Genomic DNA, 13,820 nt, shown 5'->3' with positions numbered 1-13,820 from the left:
GAGGAAGGGAGTCGAGAGCATGGGCGTTGATGTAAACGTCATTTTTCAAATTGCCGGAGTAGGCATCGTCGTGGCCTTTCTCCATACGATTTTAGACCAAATGGGGAAGAAAGAGTACGCTCAGTGGGTGACGCTGCTTGGGTTTATCTACATTTTGTTTATGGTTGCAACCATTGTAGACGATTTGTTTAAAAAGATTAAAGCCGTATTTCTATTTCAAGGATAGGGGAGGGCTTACAAATCGAAATCATACAAATTGTTGGACTTGGTTTAATCGCTACTTTTTTAGCATTAATCGTCAAAGAACAAAAGCCAACCTTCGCCTTTATGCTTGTTGTTTTTACCGGATGTGTCATTTTTCTTTATTTAATTGATCAAATCTATGCCATTATCTCGATGATTGAAAAAATTGCAGCAAGTGCCGGCGTCAATATGAAGTATGTTGAAACCATATTGAAGATTATTGGCATTGCCTATATTGCGGAATTTGGCGCTCAGCTGACGAAGGATGCTGGACAAGGCGCCATTGCATCCAAAATAGAGCTAGGCGGCAAGATTCTCATCTTGGTGATGGCAGTCCCGATTTTAACAGTCATCATTGAGACAATCTTAGGAATGATCCCGTCCATGACGTAAATGAAAAGAGGTGATGACAATGAAACGGGTGACCGCTGTAATGGGATTGATGCTTTTCTTTTGGCTGATTGCTCCGCATGCAGGGGCAGAAGAAAAAGAACCTTTATCTAATGAACAGCCAGCAGCACAGGAAGTGGCGAATGGACAGGCTGATGCACTTGAGCTTCATTCCATCAGTGACTTTTGGGAAACCATTTTGGACGAGTATGGCGGCTTTTTGCCAGAAAGCCAAAAGGGCACAGTGAAGGAAATGATTGACGGCGATAAAGAGCTGTCTCCCCAAACATGGCTGAAAGCCTTTGTACATTATCTGTTTCACGAGGTCATTGCAAACGGAAAGCTCCTAGGTACTCTGATTTTACTCACCATCTTTTGTTCGCTTTTGCAGCTTTTACAAAATGCCTTTGAACAAAGCACCGTCAGCAAAGTCGCATATGCTCTTGTTTATATGGTGCTGATTATTATTGCACTTAACAGCTTTCATGTGGCGATTTCTTATGCCACAGAAGCCATTCAAACGATGACCAGTTTTATTCTTGCTCTTATTCCTCTTTTACTAGCGCTTATTGCTTCATCAGGCGGGCTTGTCTCAGCCGGATTCTTTCATCCCGTTATTATATTTTTAATGAACACGAGCGGTGTTTTCATTCAGTATGTCGTTCTCCCGCTCATCTTTTTATCTGCAATATTGAGCATTATCAGTACGCTGACCGAACAATACAAGGTCACCCAGCTGGCCCAGCTGTTAAGAAATGTGGCAATTGGTGGGCTTGCCGTTTTTTTAACCGTTTTTCTCGGCGTCATTTCCGTTCAGGGTGCATCTGCGGCGGTTACTGATGGAATTGCCCTTCGTACAGCCAAATTCATTACCGGAAACTTCATCCCTGTCCTAGGCAGAATGTTTACAGATGCGACCGATACCGTGATCAGCGCCTCTGTTTTACTCAAAAATACAGTCGGACTAGTTGGGGTCGCCATTTTGATTTCAATTGCCGCTTTCCCGGCGATTAAAGTGCTTTCGTTAGCGCTTATCTATAAGCTTGCTGCTGCCATCCTTCAGCCGTTAGGGGGCGGACCCATCATCAGCTGTCTTGATGTCATTTCAAAAAGTGTGCTGTATATATTTGCCGCACTTGCTGTTGTGTCGCTCATGTTCTTTTTAAGCATTACCGTCATCATCACTGCGGGTAACCTGACCATGATGATGAAGTAAGGAGGGGACACCTTTTGAGTTTTCTCACGGAATGGATCACAAGTATTATTCTTTTTATCTTATTTGCGATTGTTATTGATCTTCTGCTTCCCAATTCGAGCATGCAAAAGTATGCAAAAATGGTCGTCAGCCTGCTGCTCATCGTGGTCATGCTCAATCCGATTTTTGCTTTATTTCGAGCAGATCCTGATCAAATTTTTTCAGAATTGATGAAAGGGAAGGAAGAAGCGCAGTCAGAAGAAATAAAAAATCAGATGAATTTAGAAAAAAAAGAAATACAAGCCTCTCAGCGTGCATATATTTTAAAGCAAATGGCTGTCCAACTAGAAAAAAGCGCAAAGGAGCCACTGGAGAAGGAGAGCTATGTAATGAAACACGTAGAAGTGCTGGCTGATGAGGAGCATCTGGATCAGAATATGGAGGCGGATCAATTTCGCATCAAAGCAGTTCTTTCCCCGCTCACAGGTGATGCTGTAGAAACGGTGGCAAAGGTGGACATTGATCTCTCCAAGCAAAAGGAGGAAAGCGCTGGATCTTCTAGCAAAGAGGTCACGAGGGTGAAAGAGACACTTGCTGATGTTTGGAATACGAGTCCTGAGCACATCGCGCTGAACATTGAGGGAGGTGACGCAGCAGATCATGAATAACAAGGACTGGAAACAAAAGCTGAAATCATTCTTCCAGCCGCCTGAAAAAGGTGAAGGGAAACCCAAATTAACGAAGCACCATTACTTGCTGCTTGTATTCATTATCGGCGTATCTTTCATGTTAGTCAGTCAGATCTTGTCACCGCCATCAAGCAAACAACAAGCTGCTGTTCCTGCTTCTAAAAAAACATCCTCAGAAGAGCAGGAGGTATTCAAACCGGCATCCTCAGGTAAACCAAAAAATTCAATTGAGGATGTGGAGCAAGAATACGAAAATCAGCTGAAAGAAATTTTAGAGACCATCATCGGCGTTGAGGATGTATCCATTGTGGTCAATGTAGATGCAACGTCTTTAAAAGTGTTTGAAAAAAACAAATCCAATAAAAGTACAACGACCGAGGAAACAGATAAAGAAGGCGGCGTACGAAGTGTCACCGATCAAACAAAAGAAGAAGAAGTCGTCATCATCAAAAATGGCAATGAAGAAACACCAGTCGTTGTTCAAACGAAAAAACCAGAAATCCGAGGTGTCCTCGTTGTTGCTCAAGGAGTAGACAACGTTCAAATAAAGAAAACCATCATTGAAGCGGTTACACGAGTGCTTGATGTACCGAGCCATAGAGTGGCTGTTGCCCCTAAAAAAATCAAGGAGGATTCGGAATGATGTTAAAAAAACAAACGGTTTGGCTATTAACGATGCTAAGTTTAGTTGTCGTATTAAGTGTGTACTATATCATGTCTCCACAGGGTGAAAATGCAGTGACAGTAGAAGATACGAAATCAAAAGGCACTGAAGAGAAAAAAGTTGAAACAGAAAAAGGGACGGACAAAGGCATGGAAAAAGGCGCTGATAAGAAATCCACTGACAAAGAAACAAACGGCAAGCAAGAGGATATCGAAACAAGCGGTGAAGAAGGAAAGGCTGTGTCAGAGCAAACAGACGATGAGCTTTTTACAACATACAGACTAGAGCTTGAAGATAAACGAAGCAAGCAGCGCGAAGAATACAACGAAATTGTCTCCAGTGACGATGCAACAGCACAAGAAAAAAGTGAAGCATACGATCAAATGACAGCGCTCAGTGAAGCAGAAGGAACTGAGCGTCAGCTTGAGACCTTGATCAAAACAAAAGGCTATAAAGATGCGCTCGTAAGTGCTGAAGGGGATAAAGTGAGCATCACGGTTCGTTCTGATAAAAAATCAAAATCTCAAGCGGCCGATATTATTGATATGGTCACAAAAGAAATGCGAGGTCTTGATAACGTAGCTGTCACTTTTGAGCCCACTAATCAATAAAAAATGAACTGGCGCCCTTTGCGGAAAAGGGCGTTTTTTGATGCGGCTTGACGCCCTCTCCAAGGTGCTTACGCGAGGCGCTTCACCACAATAGTAGTTGAATTCATCGAAATCCTCCTGTAAGATGGTTATAGTATGTACTTTTAGTACTAGCCTATAATAAAAAGATAAATCCATACATAGGGGTGCAAATCCATGTTAAAAATCGAAGAAATTCATGAACTGATTAAATTAATTGACGACTCTACTATCGATGAGTTTACGTACGAAAACGAAGGTGCAAAAATCAAACTGAAGAAAAATAAAGAAGTCGTTCAGCAAGTTGCGGCACAAGCACCAGTGGCTCCAGTCCAAGCAGCTCCAGCTCAACAAGCTCCTACAGCACAAGCTCCAGCTCAGACCGAAGCCCCTGCACAAGAGGCAGCTGCGTCTGAAAATCTGCATAAAATCACATCCCCAATGGTTGGCACATTTTATGCTTCCTCTTCACCAGAAGCAGATCCATACGTGACAACAGGCTCTAAGGTGAAGGAAAATTCAGTTGTATGTATCGTGGAAGCGATGAAACTGTTTAATGAAATCGAAGCAGAAGTAAAAGGTGAAATCGTCGAAGTATTAGCTGAAAACGGTCAGCTTGTAGAATTCGGACAACCCCTCTTTCTAGTGAAAGCAGAGTAAGGAGTACGATCATGATTAAAAAGCTATTAATTGCAAACAGAGGAGAAATCGCAGTTAGAATTATCCGCGCTTGTAAAGAGCTTGGAATTGAAACTGTTGCGGTATTTTCTGAAGCGGATCGCGATGCGCTGCATGTACAAATGGCTGATGAAGCATATTGCATCGGACCGACTGCTTCTAAAGATAGTTATTTAAATGTCACGAATATTGTCAGCGTAGCAAAATTAACAGGGACAGATGCCATCCATCCAGGATACGGCTTTTTAGCAGAAAATGCAGACTTTGCAGAGCTTTGCGAGGAATGTAATGTGATCTTTGTTGGACCAACTGCGTCAGCGATTTCCAAAATGGGAACGAAAGATGTCGCGCGAGAAACTATGAAGAATGCAGGCGTCCCGATCGTTCCTGGTTCTCAAGGAATTGTAAAAGATCTTGATGATGCTGTTTCAACAGCAGCTAGTATTGGGTATCCTGTGATTATTAAAGCAACTGCAGGCGGAGGCGGTAAAGGGATCCGTGTGGCTCGTACAGAAGAAGAGCTTATTAACGGAGTCACCATCACGCAGCAGGAAGCAGCGCAAAACTTTGGGAACCCTGGTGTCTATTTAGAAAAGTTCATTGAAGACTTTAGACATGTGGAAATTCAAGTGCTTGCAGATCAGCATGGCAATACGATTCATTTAGGAGAGCGTGATTGCTCGATCCAAAGAAGAATGCAAAAGCTTCTTGAAGAAACGCCATCACCAGCACTAAATGCAGACATCCGTGAGCAAATGGGTGAAGCAGCTGTAAAAGCAGCAGAAGCTGTTGAATACACAGGTGCTGGAACAGTCGAATTCATTTATGATTATAATGAAGAGAAGTTCTACTTCATGGAAATGAATACTCGTATTCAAGTAGAGCATCCTGTGACAGAAATGGTCACAGGTGTAGACCTGATCAAAGAACAGATCAAGGTTGCATCAGGTGAGAAGCTTTCTCTTACACAAGAGGATGTCGTATATGAAGGCTGGGCGATCGAATGCCGCATCAATGCAGAGAACCCAGAGAAAAACTTCATGCCTTCAGCTGGTGAAATTAAAATGTATCTTCCGCCAGGCGGTTTAGGTGTACGTGTTGATTCTGCCGCTTATCCGGGCTATGTGATTCCGCCATATTATGACAGCATGATTGCAAAAGTGATCACATATGGTAAGACAAGAGAAGAAGCGATTGCGAAAATGAAACGTGCGCTTCAAGAATTCGTCATTGAAGGAGTCTACACAACGATTCCATTCCACCTTAGATTGCTCGAGCATGAAACATTTGTGAGCGGTAACTTTAATACGAAGTTTTTAGAAACATACCAAATCATGAAATAATCACAGCTTTCGGAGGTGAATGATCGTGTCAGAAAACAATTTGCTTGAAATGAACCTTGATGAAGATCAATTGGGAAAAGTGCAAATTGCACCAGAAGTGATTGAAGTCATTGCTGGGATCGCCGCTTCAGAAGTCGAAGGCATTGCCGAAATGCGCGGCAATTTCGCTGCTGATGTAGCAGAACGCTTTGGTAAGAAAAATCACCGTAAAGGTGTAAAAGTAGATGTCTCTGATGAAGGCATCACAATCGATGTGTATTGTGTGGTTGAATTTGGCCTATCCATTCCAAAGGTATCCACTGCTGTACAAGAAAATATCCGTCAAACCCTTTTGAACATGACTGCCTTAACGATTAATGAAATTAACATTCATGTCGTTGGCATTCAATTTGAAACAAAAGCACCTGAGGCTGAAGTAGATCAAGAAATGTAAAAAAGGGTTCAAGTGAAACCAAGGAGGCATTGCCTCTTTGGTTTTTTAAAGCCCATTTTTGAGTAATTTCCGAATATTGATAACGTGACGCGTGGATTGATTCGTTTTTCGTCACAGCTCGCATGGATCTTGGTGCGACCACGGTCAAAATATGTTATGATCTCTGTATGGCTTAACGACAAGCGGATAAAGTGGTTAAAGGAGTAAATAATGAAAAGAAGAACTGCAAGAGAAAAGGCGCTACAAACATTATTTCAAATTGATGTGAGCAATATTGATCCGAAAGAGGCCATTACACATGCGCTGGATGAACAAGAATCAGATCCTTTTTTCGAGGAACTGGTTTTCGGTGTGCTTGAACAAAAGGACAAGCTTGATGACATGATCTCACAGCATCTAGTGAATTGGAAACTCGATCGTATTGCAAACGTAGACAGAGCCATTTTAAGGCTGTCTGTGTACGAGATGGTGTATCAAGAAGACATCCCAGTTAGTGTCTCAATGAATGAAGCGATTGAACTCGCCAAATTATTCGGCGATGATAAAGCACCGAAATTTGTAAATGGTGTACTTTCGAACATTAAAAACGACCTAAAGCAGCAATAGGAGGATTCGACATGACAGCAACAATCATCGATGGGAAAGAAACAGCAAAAGAAAAACGTGAACAATTAGCAAAAGAAGTAGAAGAGCTAAAACAAAAAGGAGTCACACCTGGTCTTGCCGTTATTCTAATCGGTGATGATCCGGCTTCACTTTCTTACGTACGCGGGAAGAAAAAAGCAGCAGAAGCAATGGGCATGCACTTTCAGCTTGATCATTTAGATGCTTCTTTAACAGAAGAAGAATTGCTTCAGCTGATTGATCAGTACAATGCGAACGATCAATTCCACGGGATTCTTGTTCAACTTCCACTGCCAAAACATATTTCTGAAAAAGCCGTCATTGAACGTATTTCACCTGAGAAAGATGTAGATGGTTTCCATCCATTAAATATCGGGAAAATGCTGCTTGGAGAAGATACATTCCTACCTTGTACACCAGCAGGCATTGTTGAATTACTGAATAAAACGGGTGTCAGTCTTTCTGGAAAAGAAGTGGTTGTTGTAGGGCGCAGCAATATTGTCGGCAAACCAGTGGGACAATTGCTGTTAAACGAAAACGCAACGGTTACTTACTGCCATTCAAGAACGGCGAATATTTCAGAACATACGTTAAAAGCGGACATTTTAGTTGTTGCCGTCGGTCGAGCAAACTTTATAAAAGCTGACCAAATCAAAGAAGGCGCAATTGTCATCGATGTAGGAGTCAATCGTTTGGATACTGGGAAGCTTGTTGGGGATGTTGATTTTGAAGAAGCGAAAGAAAAAGCTTCTTACATCACACCAGTCCCTGGCGGAGTCGGTCCAATGACGATTACGATGCTTGCACACAATACGGTTAAATCAGCAAAACGTACATTAGCATAAGCTTTATCCATTCATCCACCTGCATGCTGCCGGTGGATGAATGTGCGTTTTTGAAGAGGAGGAATACGTCATGAGTGAAAAAGCCTTTGTGACGGTCACAGCCCTTACAAAATACATAAAAAGAAAATTTGATGTTGATCCGCATTTAGAAGATATTTGGATCAAAGGTGAGTTATCCAATGTGAAGATTCATTCAAGAGGTCATGTGTACTTCACCTTAAAAGACGAAAACGCACGCATGCAAGCTGTCATGTTCCAGCGTTCCGCAGCAAAGCTGCCTTTTTCACCAAAAAGCGGAATGAAAGTGTTTGTACGCGGCGGGATTCAAGTATATGAACCAAGCGGTAACTATCAATTATATGCAAAAGAAATGCAGCCTGATGGTGTTGGTGCTCTTCATCTCGCTTATGAAGAGCTGAAGAAAAAGCTGGCAAGTGAAGGCTTATTTGATGCGCGCTATAAAAAACCAATTCCTGAATATCCAGAGGTTGTTGGTGTCATTACATCTCCAACAGGAGCGGCTGTTCGAGATGTCATCACAACGATTAACCGGCGTTATCAGCAGGCGAAAATCATTGTGCTTCCGGCGCTTGTCCAAGGTGAAAATGCCATCCGTTCAATCGTAGAGCGGATCAAAGAAGCAAATGAAAAACAGATCTGTGATGTCTTAATTGTCGGAAGAGGAGGCGGTTCGATCGAAGAGCTTTGGGCCTTTAATGAAGAAGCTGTCGCAAGAGCAATCTTCGCATCAGACATTCCAATCATTTCTGCAGTGGGGCATGAAACGGACTTTACGATCAGTGATTTCACTGCAGACATGAGAGCACCCACACCAACAGGAGCAGCCGAGCTCGCTGTTCCAAGCACAGCCGATTTAATAGAACGAATCAAATCCATCGACATTCGGCTTACAAGGGCCGTGAAGAATCGAACATCACAAGCGAAAGACCGTCTTATGGCGCTGCAATCCTCTTATGCCTTCCGTTTTCCAAAACGATTGCAGGAGCAAAAAGAGCAGCAATTCGATTTGGTATTTGACCGTTTTCAAAAACAGCTGACGAGACAAATTGAACAAAAACGCAGTCAACTAGACCGCCAGACATACAGGCTGAAGCCGCTTCATCCAAAAGAGCAGCTGCTTCAGGCGAAAAAACGCCATGCCAATGAAACAGAACAGCTCATCCGCAGCATGAATGTGCAAATGAAAACAATTCATTCGCAGTTCCAATCTGTTCTTGGTAAACTAAATGCATTAAATCCACTTCAAGTGATGGAAAGAGGCTACAGTTTAGCCTATAAAGACAATGAACTGATTAAAAGTGTGAACCAAGTTGATACGAAGGATCAATTGGCTATCACCATGAAGGATGGACGTCTGATTTGTGAGGTTATTGAGAAGGAGGGGCAATCATCATGACAGAATCAAATAAACAAAAAGAAGAACAAATGACATTTGAAGAAGCGATGAAAGGTCTTGAGGAGATCGTTGGGAAGCTCGAAGAAGGAGATGTACCACTTGAGCAAGCCATTCATTATTTCCAAGAAGGCATGACACTTTCAAAGCTTTGTCATGAAAAATTACAGCACGTTGAAAAGCAGATGGATTTCATTTTAAAAGAGGACGGTGAACTGGCTCCTTTCTCGGTGAAGGAGGCAGATGCTGGTGACAAGTAATTTGCAGGATTTTTTAACAACACGAAAACAGGCCATTGAAGAGTATTTATTTACATATGTTCAGGAATTGAAGATTCCAGAAGAACTAAAATCTTCGATGCTTTACTCTCTTGAAGCTGGAGGGAAAAGACTTCGCCCTGTTCTCGTTCTTGCTTTATTACATGCTTACGGAAAAAACGAAGAAGATGGCATACCGGTTGGCTGTGCTGTAGAAATGATTCATACGTATTCATTGATACATGACGACCTTCCTTGTATGGACGATGATGACCTTCGCAGAGGAAAGCCGACTAACCATAAAGCATACGGGGAAGCAACAGCGGTTCTCGCTGGTGATGCACTTTTAACGGAAAGCTTTCGCCTGATTACATCGCAGCTATCTAGCAGCGTCTCTCCTGATCAAAAGCTTAGAATCGTAGATGAGCTTGTGCGGTCAGCAGGTGCACTAGGAATGGTTGGCGGTCAATTTGATGACATGGAAGCAGAGCAAAAACAAGTCCCGCTTGCTGAACTAGAATCCATTCATGCCCGGAAAACAGGAAAGCTTCTCACATTCAGCGTCACAGCAGGTGCAATGCTGGCAGGAGCATCAGATGACGATATCGAAAAACTAAGAGAATTCAGCTATCATATTGGCATTGCTTTTCAAATTCGTGATGACATTTTAGATCTCGAAGGAAGCGAAGAAAAAATAGGAAAACGGGTCGGCTCTGATACAGCGAATGAAAAGTCGACATATCCTTCTTTATTAACGCTTTCAGGAGCAAAAGAAAAGCTGCACGAGCACATCACACGTGCAAAAGAAATTGTCTCAAATCTTGAATTAGAGCAGCAATTGCTGCATGAGTTATGTGATCTGATCGCCTCAAGAGATCATTAAAAACAGCCTAGATTTGAGGGTCTTCGAGCAATTGTGGTAAACTGTAAACAGTTTATTATGATAAGACAACTCTTATTCCTGCTTGGTTTTCATAGGAATAAGGCATTATATATGTAGATAGAAATTTTGTTGAAAGCGAGTTGATCCTGATTGGATCTTTTATCAATAAAAAATCCAACGTTTCTAAAAGGAATGTCAAATGCAGAATTAGAGGAGCTTAGTGCTGACATTCGCATGTTTTTAATTGAGTCCTTGGCTAACTCTGGCGGGCATATCGGTCCGAACCTGGGTGTCGTTGAACTCACAGTTGCCCTTCATAAAGTATTTGACAGCCCGAAAGACAAATTCCTTTGGGATGTTGGACATCAGTCTTATGTTCACAAGCTGTTAACTGGAAGAGGGGCGGAGTTTGATACACTTCGTCAATTTAAAGGACTTTGCGGTTTTCCTAAACGAAATGAAAGTGAGCATGATGTTTGGGAAACAGGCCACAGCTCAACGTCATTATCTGGCGCGATGGGTATGGCGGCCGCGCGGGATATTAAAGGGACAGATGAATATATCCTGCCGATTATCGGAGACGGTGCATTAACCGGAGGTATGGCGCTTGAAGCTCTGAATCATATCGGTGATGAAAAGAAAGACATGATCGTCATCTTAAACGATAATGAAATGAGTATTGCACCAAACGTCGGTGCAATTCACACCATGCTTGGCAGACTGCGCACAGCAGGCAAGTACCAATGGGTAAAAGACGAGCTCGAATATTTATTTAAGCGGATCCCAGCTGTAGGCGGAAAGCTTGCTGCCACAGCAGAGCGTATTAAAGACAGCCTCAAGTATTTACTAGTGTCTGGCATGTTCTTTGAGGAAATGGGATTCACTTACTTAGGTCCTGTTGATGGACATTCTTATGAAGATCTTTTTGAAAACCTTGAATATGCAAAGAAAACAAAAGGTCCTGTCCTGCTGCATGTCATCACGAAAAAAGGAAAAGGCTATCAGCCGGCAGAATCCGATAAAATCGGGACTTGGCACGGCACAGGTCCATACAAAATTGATACAGGTGATTTTGTAAAACCAGCAGCTGCTGCACCGTCATGGAGTGGTCTTGTCAGTGAAACAGTCAGAAAGCTTGCGCGGAAAGATGAGCGAATTGTGGCCATCACGCCTGCGATGCCTGTAGGCTCAAAACTTGAAGGCTTTGCAAAGGAATTTCCAGAGCGAATGTTTGATGTAGGAATTGCTGAGCAGCATGCAGCCACTATGGCAGCTGGACTTGCGACGCAGGATATGAAGCCATTTTTAGCGATCTATTCAACATTCCTGCAAAGAGCTTATGATCAAGTGCTGCATGATATTTGCCGCCAGAACCTCAATGTATTTATCGGAATTGACCGTGCGGGTCTTGTCGGTGCAGATGGAGAAACGCATCAAGGTGTGTTTGATATTGCCTTCATGCGTCATATGCCGAATATGGTGCTCATGATGCCGAAGGATGAAAATGAAGGCCAGCACATGGTCAATACAGCCATTCAGTATGATAACGGTCCTATTGCCATGCGTTTCCCGCGTGGAAATGGGCTGGGCGTGAAAATGGATGAACAGCTGAAAACCATTCCGATTGGGTCCTGGGAGGTTCTTCGTCCAGGGAAGGATGCCGTCATCTTAACATTCGGTACGACGATTAAAATGGCGCTGCAAGCAGCTGAGGAGCTTCAAAAAGAAGGGAAATCAATTCGTGTCGTCAACGCTCGGTTTATTAAGCCGCTTGATGAAGCGATGCTACATGACATTCTTTCTGAAGGGATTCCGATTTTAACGATTGAAGAAGCTGTGCTTCAAGGCGGGTTTGGCAGCAGTGTATTAGAATATCTACACGACAAGAAAGCATCACATATCAAAGTAGAACGTATGGGTATCCCAGATCAATTTATTGAGCATGGAAGTGTTGATGCCCTGCTTGAAGAAATTGGACTGACGAAAGCACAGGTTGCTGAGACTTTACGCGACCTGCTTCCAGCAGCACCAAGAAAAGGAATTGGATCATGACATCAAAGAAAGAACGACTTGACGTTTTATTAGTCGAACAAGGACTAATGGAAACAAGAGAGAAAGCAAAGCGTGCCATCATGGCAGGGATCGTTTACTCAAATGAAACCCGTTTGGATAAACCGGGCGAGAAAATTGCTCGTGATACGCCGCTTACAGTGAAGGGGAACCCTCTCAAATACGTAAGCCGAGGCGGGTTAAAGCTTGAAAAAGCGCTTAAAGAATTTGATCTGACAGTTGAAGGGAAATTGCTGATTGATATTGGCTCATCGACAGGCGGATTTACAGATTGTGCTCTTCAAAATGGAGCAGTCAAATCATATGCTGTAGACGTTGGCTACAATCAGCTTGCGTGGAAATTAAGGCAGGATGACAGGGTCATCGTCATGGAGCGCACCAATTTCCGCCATTCCGTTCCAGCTGATTTTACTGAAGGATTGCCAGAAGTGGCATCGATTGATGTATCTTTTATCTCACTCAAACTCATTCTGCCGGCTTTAAAGCATATTCTTGTTCCGGGTGGTGACTGTATTGCGCTCGTCAAGCCTCAATTTGAGGCAGGCAGAGAGCTTGTTGGGAAAAAAGGCATCGTGCGTGAGCCGTCTGTCCACCTTGGTGTACTAGAAGAGATGAATCAATTTGCTGCAAAAGAAGGCTATGATGTAAAGGATGTCTCATTTTCGCCTATCACTGGTGGAGATGGAAATATTGAATTTCTGCTTCATTTAGTGCTTCATCCTGATCAAGAAGAAAATGCGGCACTTCCTGCTTCAGAACTTGAGAAGGTCGTGAAGGAAGCCCATTCCGTATTGAAAGAAAAGAAAAACAGCCCTGAGCCGGCTGACACATGAGATGATTGATACAAAAGGAATAATAGCTCGCTATTATTCCTTTTTACATGGTCAAAAGACAAGAATTGGCCGTATCTCACGTAATGCTTGTTTTTTGAAGTGTGCATCATATAACATAGAACGTAAAGACAAACTGAGAATAAAACGCCTAGGGGGGTCAAATATGAATAAAGGTCAAAGGCATATTAAAATAAGAGAAATCATTGCAAGCCAAGAGATCGAAACACAAGATGAATTGGTCGATATTTTGAAAGCCGATGGATATAACATCACACAAGCGACCGTTTCTAGGGATATTAAAGAATTACATTTAGTGAAAGTTCCGACGAACAATGGAACATATAAATACAGTCTTCCGGCAGATCAGCGGTTTAATCCTCTGTCAAAGCTGAAGCGATCTCTAATGGATGCATTTATTAAAATGGATGCTGCCAGTCATTTAATTGTTCTGAAAACAATGCCGGGTAATGCTCAGGCGATTGGTGCTTTAATGGATAATTTAGATTGGGAAGAAATTATGGGAACAATTTGCGGGGATGATACCATTTTAATCATTTGCCGCACCCCAGATGATACAGAGACAGTTTCGAGCAAAATTTTAGAGCTTCTATAAAGAATCAGGTTTACTAA

The 13,820-nt window shown here is 42.6% G+C and carries 17 protein-coding genes; all 17 read left to right on the top strand.

Annotated features, from left to right (window positions below; genetic code table 11):
- Positions 1-19: 19 nt before the first annotated feature.
- Positions 20-226: a stage III sporulation protein AC gene (gene spoIIIAC, locus MHB67_RS11200; protein WP_003153142.1), complete on the top strand. Its 207-nt coding sequence runs from the start codon at positions 20-22 to the stop codon at positions 224-226.
- A complete protein-coding gene (gene spoIIIAD / locus MHB67_RS11195; protein ID WP_087978339.1) occupies positions 223-636 on the top strand; it encodes a stage III sporulation protein AD in 414 nt (137 codons plus the stop codon). The genes spoIIIAC and spoIIIAD overlap by 4 nt, the downstream gene beginning before the upstream one ends.
- A 19-nt stretch (positions 637-655) precedes the next feature.
- Positions 656-1,849, top strand: a complete 1,194-nt coding sequence (gene spoIIIAE, locus MHB67_RS11190) for a stage III sporulation protein AE (protein ID WP_024422950.1) — start codon at positions 656-658, stop codon at positions 1,847-1,849.
- 14 nt (positions 1,850-1,863) lie between these two features.
- Complete coding sequence (spoIIIAF, locus tag MHB67_RS11185; protein WP_342492521.1) at positions 1,864-2,496, top strand: stage III sporulation protein AF; 633 nt, start codon at positions 1,864-1,866, stop codon at positions 2,494-2,496.
- Entirely contained in the window at positions 2,489-3,160 is a 672-nt protein-coding gene (gene spoIIIAG / locus MHB67_RS11180; protein WP_024428005.1) for a stage III sporulation protein AG, read from the top strand. Before spoIIIAF ends, spoIIIAG begins: the two co-directional genes overlap by 8 nt.
- Positions 3,160-3,792, top strand: a complete 633-nt coding sequence (locus MHB67_RS11175) for a SpoIIIAH-like family protein (RefSeq protein ID WP_024428006.1) — start codon at positions 3,160-3,162, stop codon at positions 3,790-3,792. The genes spoIIIAG and MHB67_RS11175 overlap by 1 nt, the downstream gene beginning before the upstream one ends.
- A 195-nt stretch (positions 3,793-3,987) precedes the next feature.
- Entirely contained in the window at positions 3,988-4,470 is a 483-nt protein-coding gene (accB, locus tag MHB67_RS11170) for an acetyl-CoA carboxylase biotin carboxyl carrier protein (RefSeq protein WP_061109343.1), read from the top strand.
- An 11-nt stretch (positions 4,471-4,481) separates the two neighbouring features.
- Positions 4,482-5,831 (top strand): acetyl-CoA carboxylase biotin carboxylase subunit, encoded by a 1,350-nt coding sequence (accC, locus tag MHB67_RS11165; RefSeq protein WP_024422945.1) that lies wholly within the window; start codon positions 4,482-4,484, stop codon positions 5,829-5,831.
- A 25-nt stretch (positions 5,832-5,856) separates the two neighbouring features.
- Complete coding sequence (locus MHB67_RS11160) at positions 5,857-6,264, top strand: Asp23/Gls24 family envelope stress response protein (protein WP_024422944.1); 408 nt, start codon at positions 5,857-5,859, stop codon at positions 6,262-6,264.
- Between the two features lie 210 nt (positions 6,265-6,474).
- Complete coding sequence (gene nusB / locus MHB67_RS11155) at positions 6,475-6,870, top strand: transcription antitermination factor NusB (RefSeq protein ID WP_012010530.1); 396 nt, start codon at positions 6,475-6,477, stop codon at positions 6,868-6,870.
- A gap of 11 nt (positions 6,871-6,881) precedes the next feature.
- Positions 6,882-7,733 carry a bifunctional methylenetetrahydrofolate dehydrogenase/methenyltetrahydrofolate cyclohydrolase FolD gene (folD, locus tag MHB67_RS11150; RefSeq protein WP_024422943.1) on the top strand — a complete coding sequence of 284 codons (852 nt, stop codon included), beginning with the start codon at positions 6,882-6,884 and terminating at the stop codon, positions 7,731-7,733.
- A gap of 70 nt (positions 7,734-7,803) precedes the next feature.
- A complete protein-coding gene (gene xseA / locus MHB67_RS11145; protein ID WP_342492520.1) occupies positions 7,804-9,150 on the top strand; it encodes an exodeoxyribonuclease VII large subunit in 1,347 nt (448 codons plus the stop codon).
- Positions 9,147-9,407, top strand: a complete 261-nt coding sequence (locus MHB67_RS11140) for an exodeoxyribonuclease VII small subunit (protein ID WP_003215880.1) — start codon at positions 9,147-9,149, stop codon at positions 9,405-9,407. The genes xseA and MHB67_RS11140 overlap by 4 nt, the downstream gene beginning before the upstream one ends.
- Positions 9,397-10,287 (top strand): polyprenyl synthetase family protein, encoded by an 891-nt coding sequence (locus MHB67_RS11135; RefSeq protein ID WP_342492519.1) that lies wholly within the window; start codon positions 9,397-9,399, stop codon positions 10,285-10,287. Before MHB67_RS11140 ends, MHB67_RS11135 begins: the two co-directional genes overlap by 11 nt.
- Before the next feature lie 150 nt (positions 10,288-10,437).
- Positions 10,438-12,339 (top strand): 1-deoxy-D-xylulose-5-phosphate synthase, encoded by a 1,902-nt coding sequence (gene dxs, locus MHB67_RS11130; protein ID WP_342492518.1) that lies wholly within the window; start codon positions 10,438-10,440, stop codon positions 12,337-12,339.
- Positions 12,336-13,190: a TlyA family RNA methyltransferase gene (locus MHB67_RS11125; RefSeq protein ID WP_025092991.1), complete on the top strand. Its 855-nt coding sequence runs from the start codon at positions 12,336-12,338 to the stop codon at positions 13,188-13,190. Before dxs ends, MHB67_RS11125 begins: the two co-directional genes overlap by 4 nt.
- Positions 13,191-13,353: 163 nt before the next feature.
- A complete protein-coding gene (argR, locus tag MHB67_RS11120) occupies positions 13,354-13,803 on the top strand; it encodes a transcriptional regulator ArgR (RefSeq protein WP_024422938.1) in 450 nt (149 codons plus the stop codon).
- The last annotated feature ends 17 nt before the right edge of the window (positions 13,804-13,820 follow it).

Source organism: Bacillus sp. FSL H8-0516, assembly GCF_038635285.1.
In the GTDB taxonomy this organism is placed as follows: domain Bacteria; phylum Bacillota; class Bacilli; order Bacillales; family Bacillaceae; genus Bacillus; species Bacillus safensis.
The sequence above is the reverse complement of the archived record's forward strand: the minus strand, read 5'-3'. Positions and strand labels throughout refer to the sequence as shown.

Excerpts from the sequence above, each read along its gene's own strand:
- spoIIIAC (WP_003153142.1), top strand. The coding sequence starts at position 20 with ATGGGCGTTGATGTAAACGTCATTTTTCAAATTGCCGGAGTAGGCATC.
- spoIIIAE (WP_024422950.1), top strand. The coding sequence starts at position 656 with ATGAAACGGGTGACCGCTGTAATGGGATTGATGCTTTTCTTTTGGCTG.
- spoIIIAG (WP_024428005.1), top strand. The coding sequence starts at position 2,489 with ATGAATAACAAGGACTGGAAACAAAAGCTGAAATCATTCTTCCAGCCG.
- MHB67_RS11175 (WP_024428006.1), top strand. The coding sequence starts at position 3,160 with ATGTTAAAAAAACAAACGGTTTGGCTATTAACGATGCTAAGTTTAGTT.
- accB (WP_061109343.1), top strand. The coding sequence starts at position 3,988 with ATGTTAAAAATCGAAGAAATTCATGAACTGATTAAATTAATTGACGAC.
- accC (WP_024422945.1), top strand. The coding sequence starts at position 4,482 with ATGATTAAAAAGCTATTAATTGCAAACAGAGGAGAAATCGCAGTTAGA.
- nusB (WP_012010530.1), top strand. The coding sequence starts at position 6,475 with ATGAAAAGAAGAACTGCAAGAGAAAAGGCGCTACAAACATTATTTCAA.
- folD (WP_024422943.1), top strand. The coding sequence starts at position 6,882 with ATGACAGCAACAATCATCGATGGGAAAGAAACAGCAAAAGAAAAACGT.
- xseA (WP_342492520.1), top strand. The coding sequence starts at position 7,804 with ATGAGTGAAAAAGCCTTTGTGACGGTCACAGCCCTTACAAAATACATA.
- MHB67_RS11140 (WP_003215880.1), top strand. The coding sequence starts at position 9,147 with ATGACAGAATCAAATAAACAAAAAGAAGAACAAATGACATTTGAAGAA.
- MHB67_RS11125 (WP_025092991.1), top strand. The coding sequence starts at position 12,336 with ATGACATCAAAGAAAGAACGACTTGACGTTTTATTAGTCGAACAAGGA.
- argR (WP_024422938.1), top strand. The coding sequence starts at position 13,354 with ATGAATAAAGGTCAAAGGCATATTAAAATAAGAGAAATCATTGCAAGC.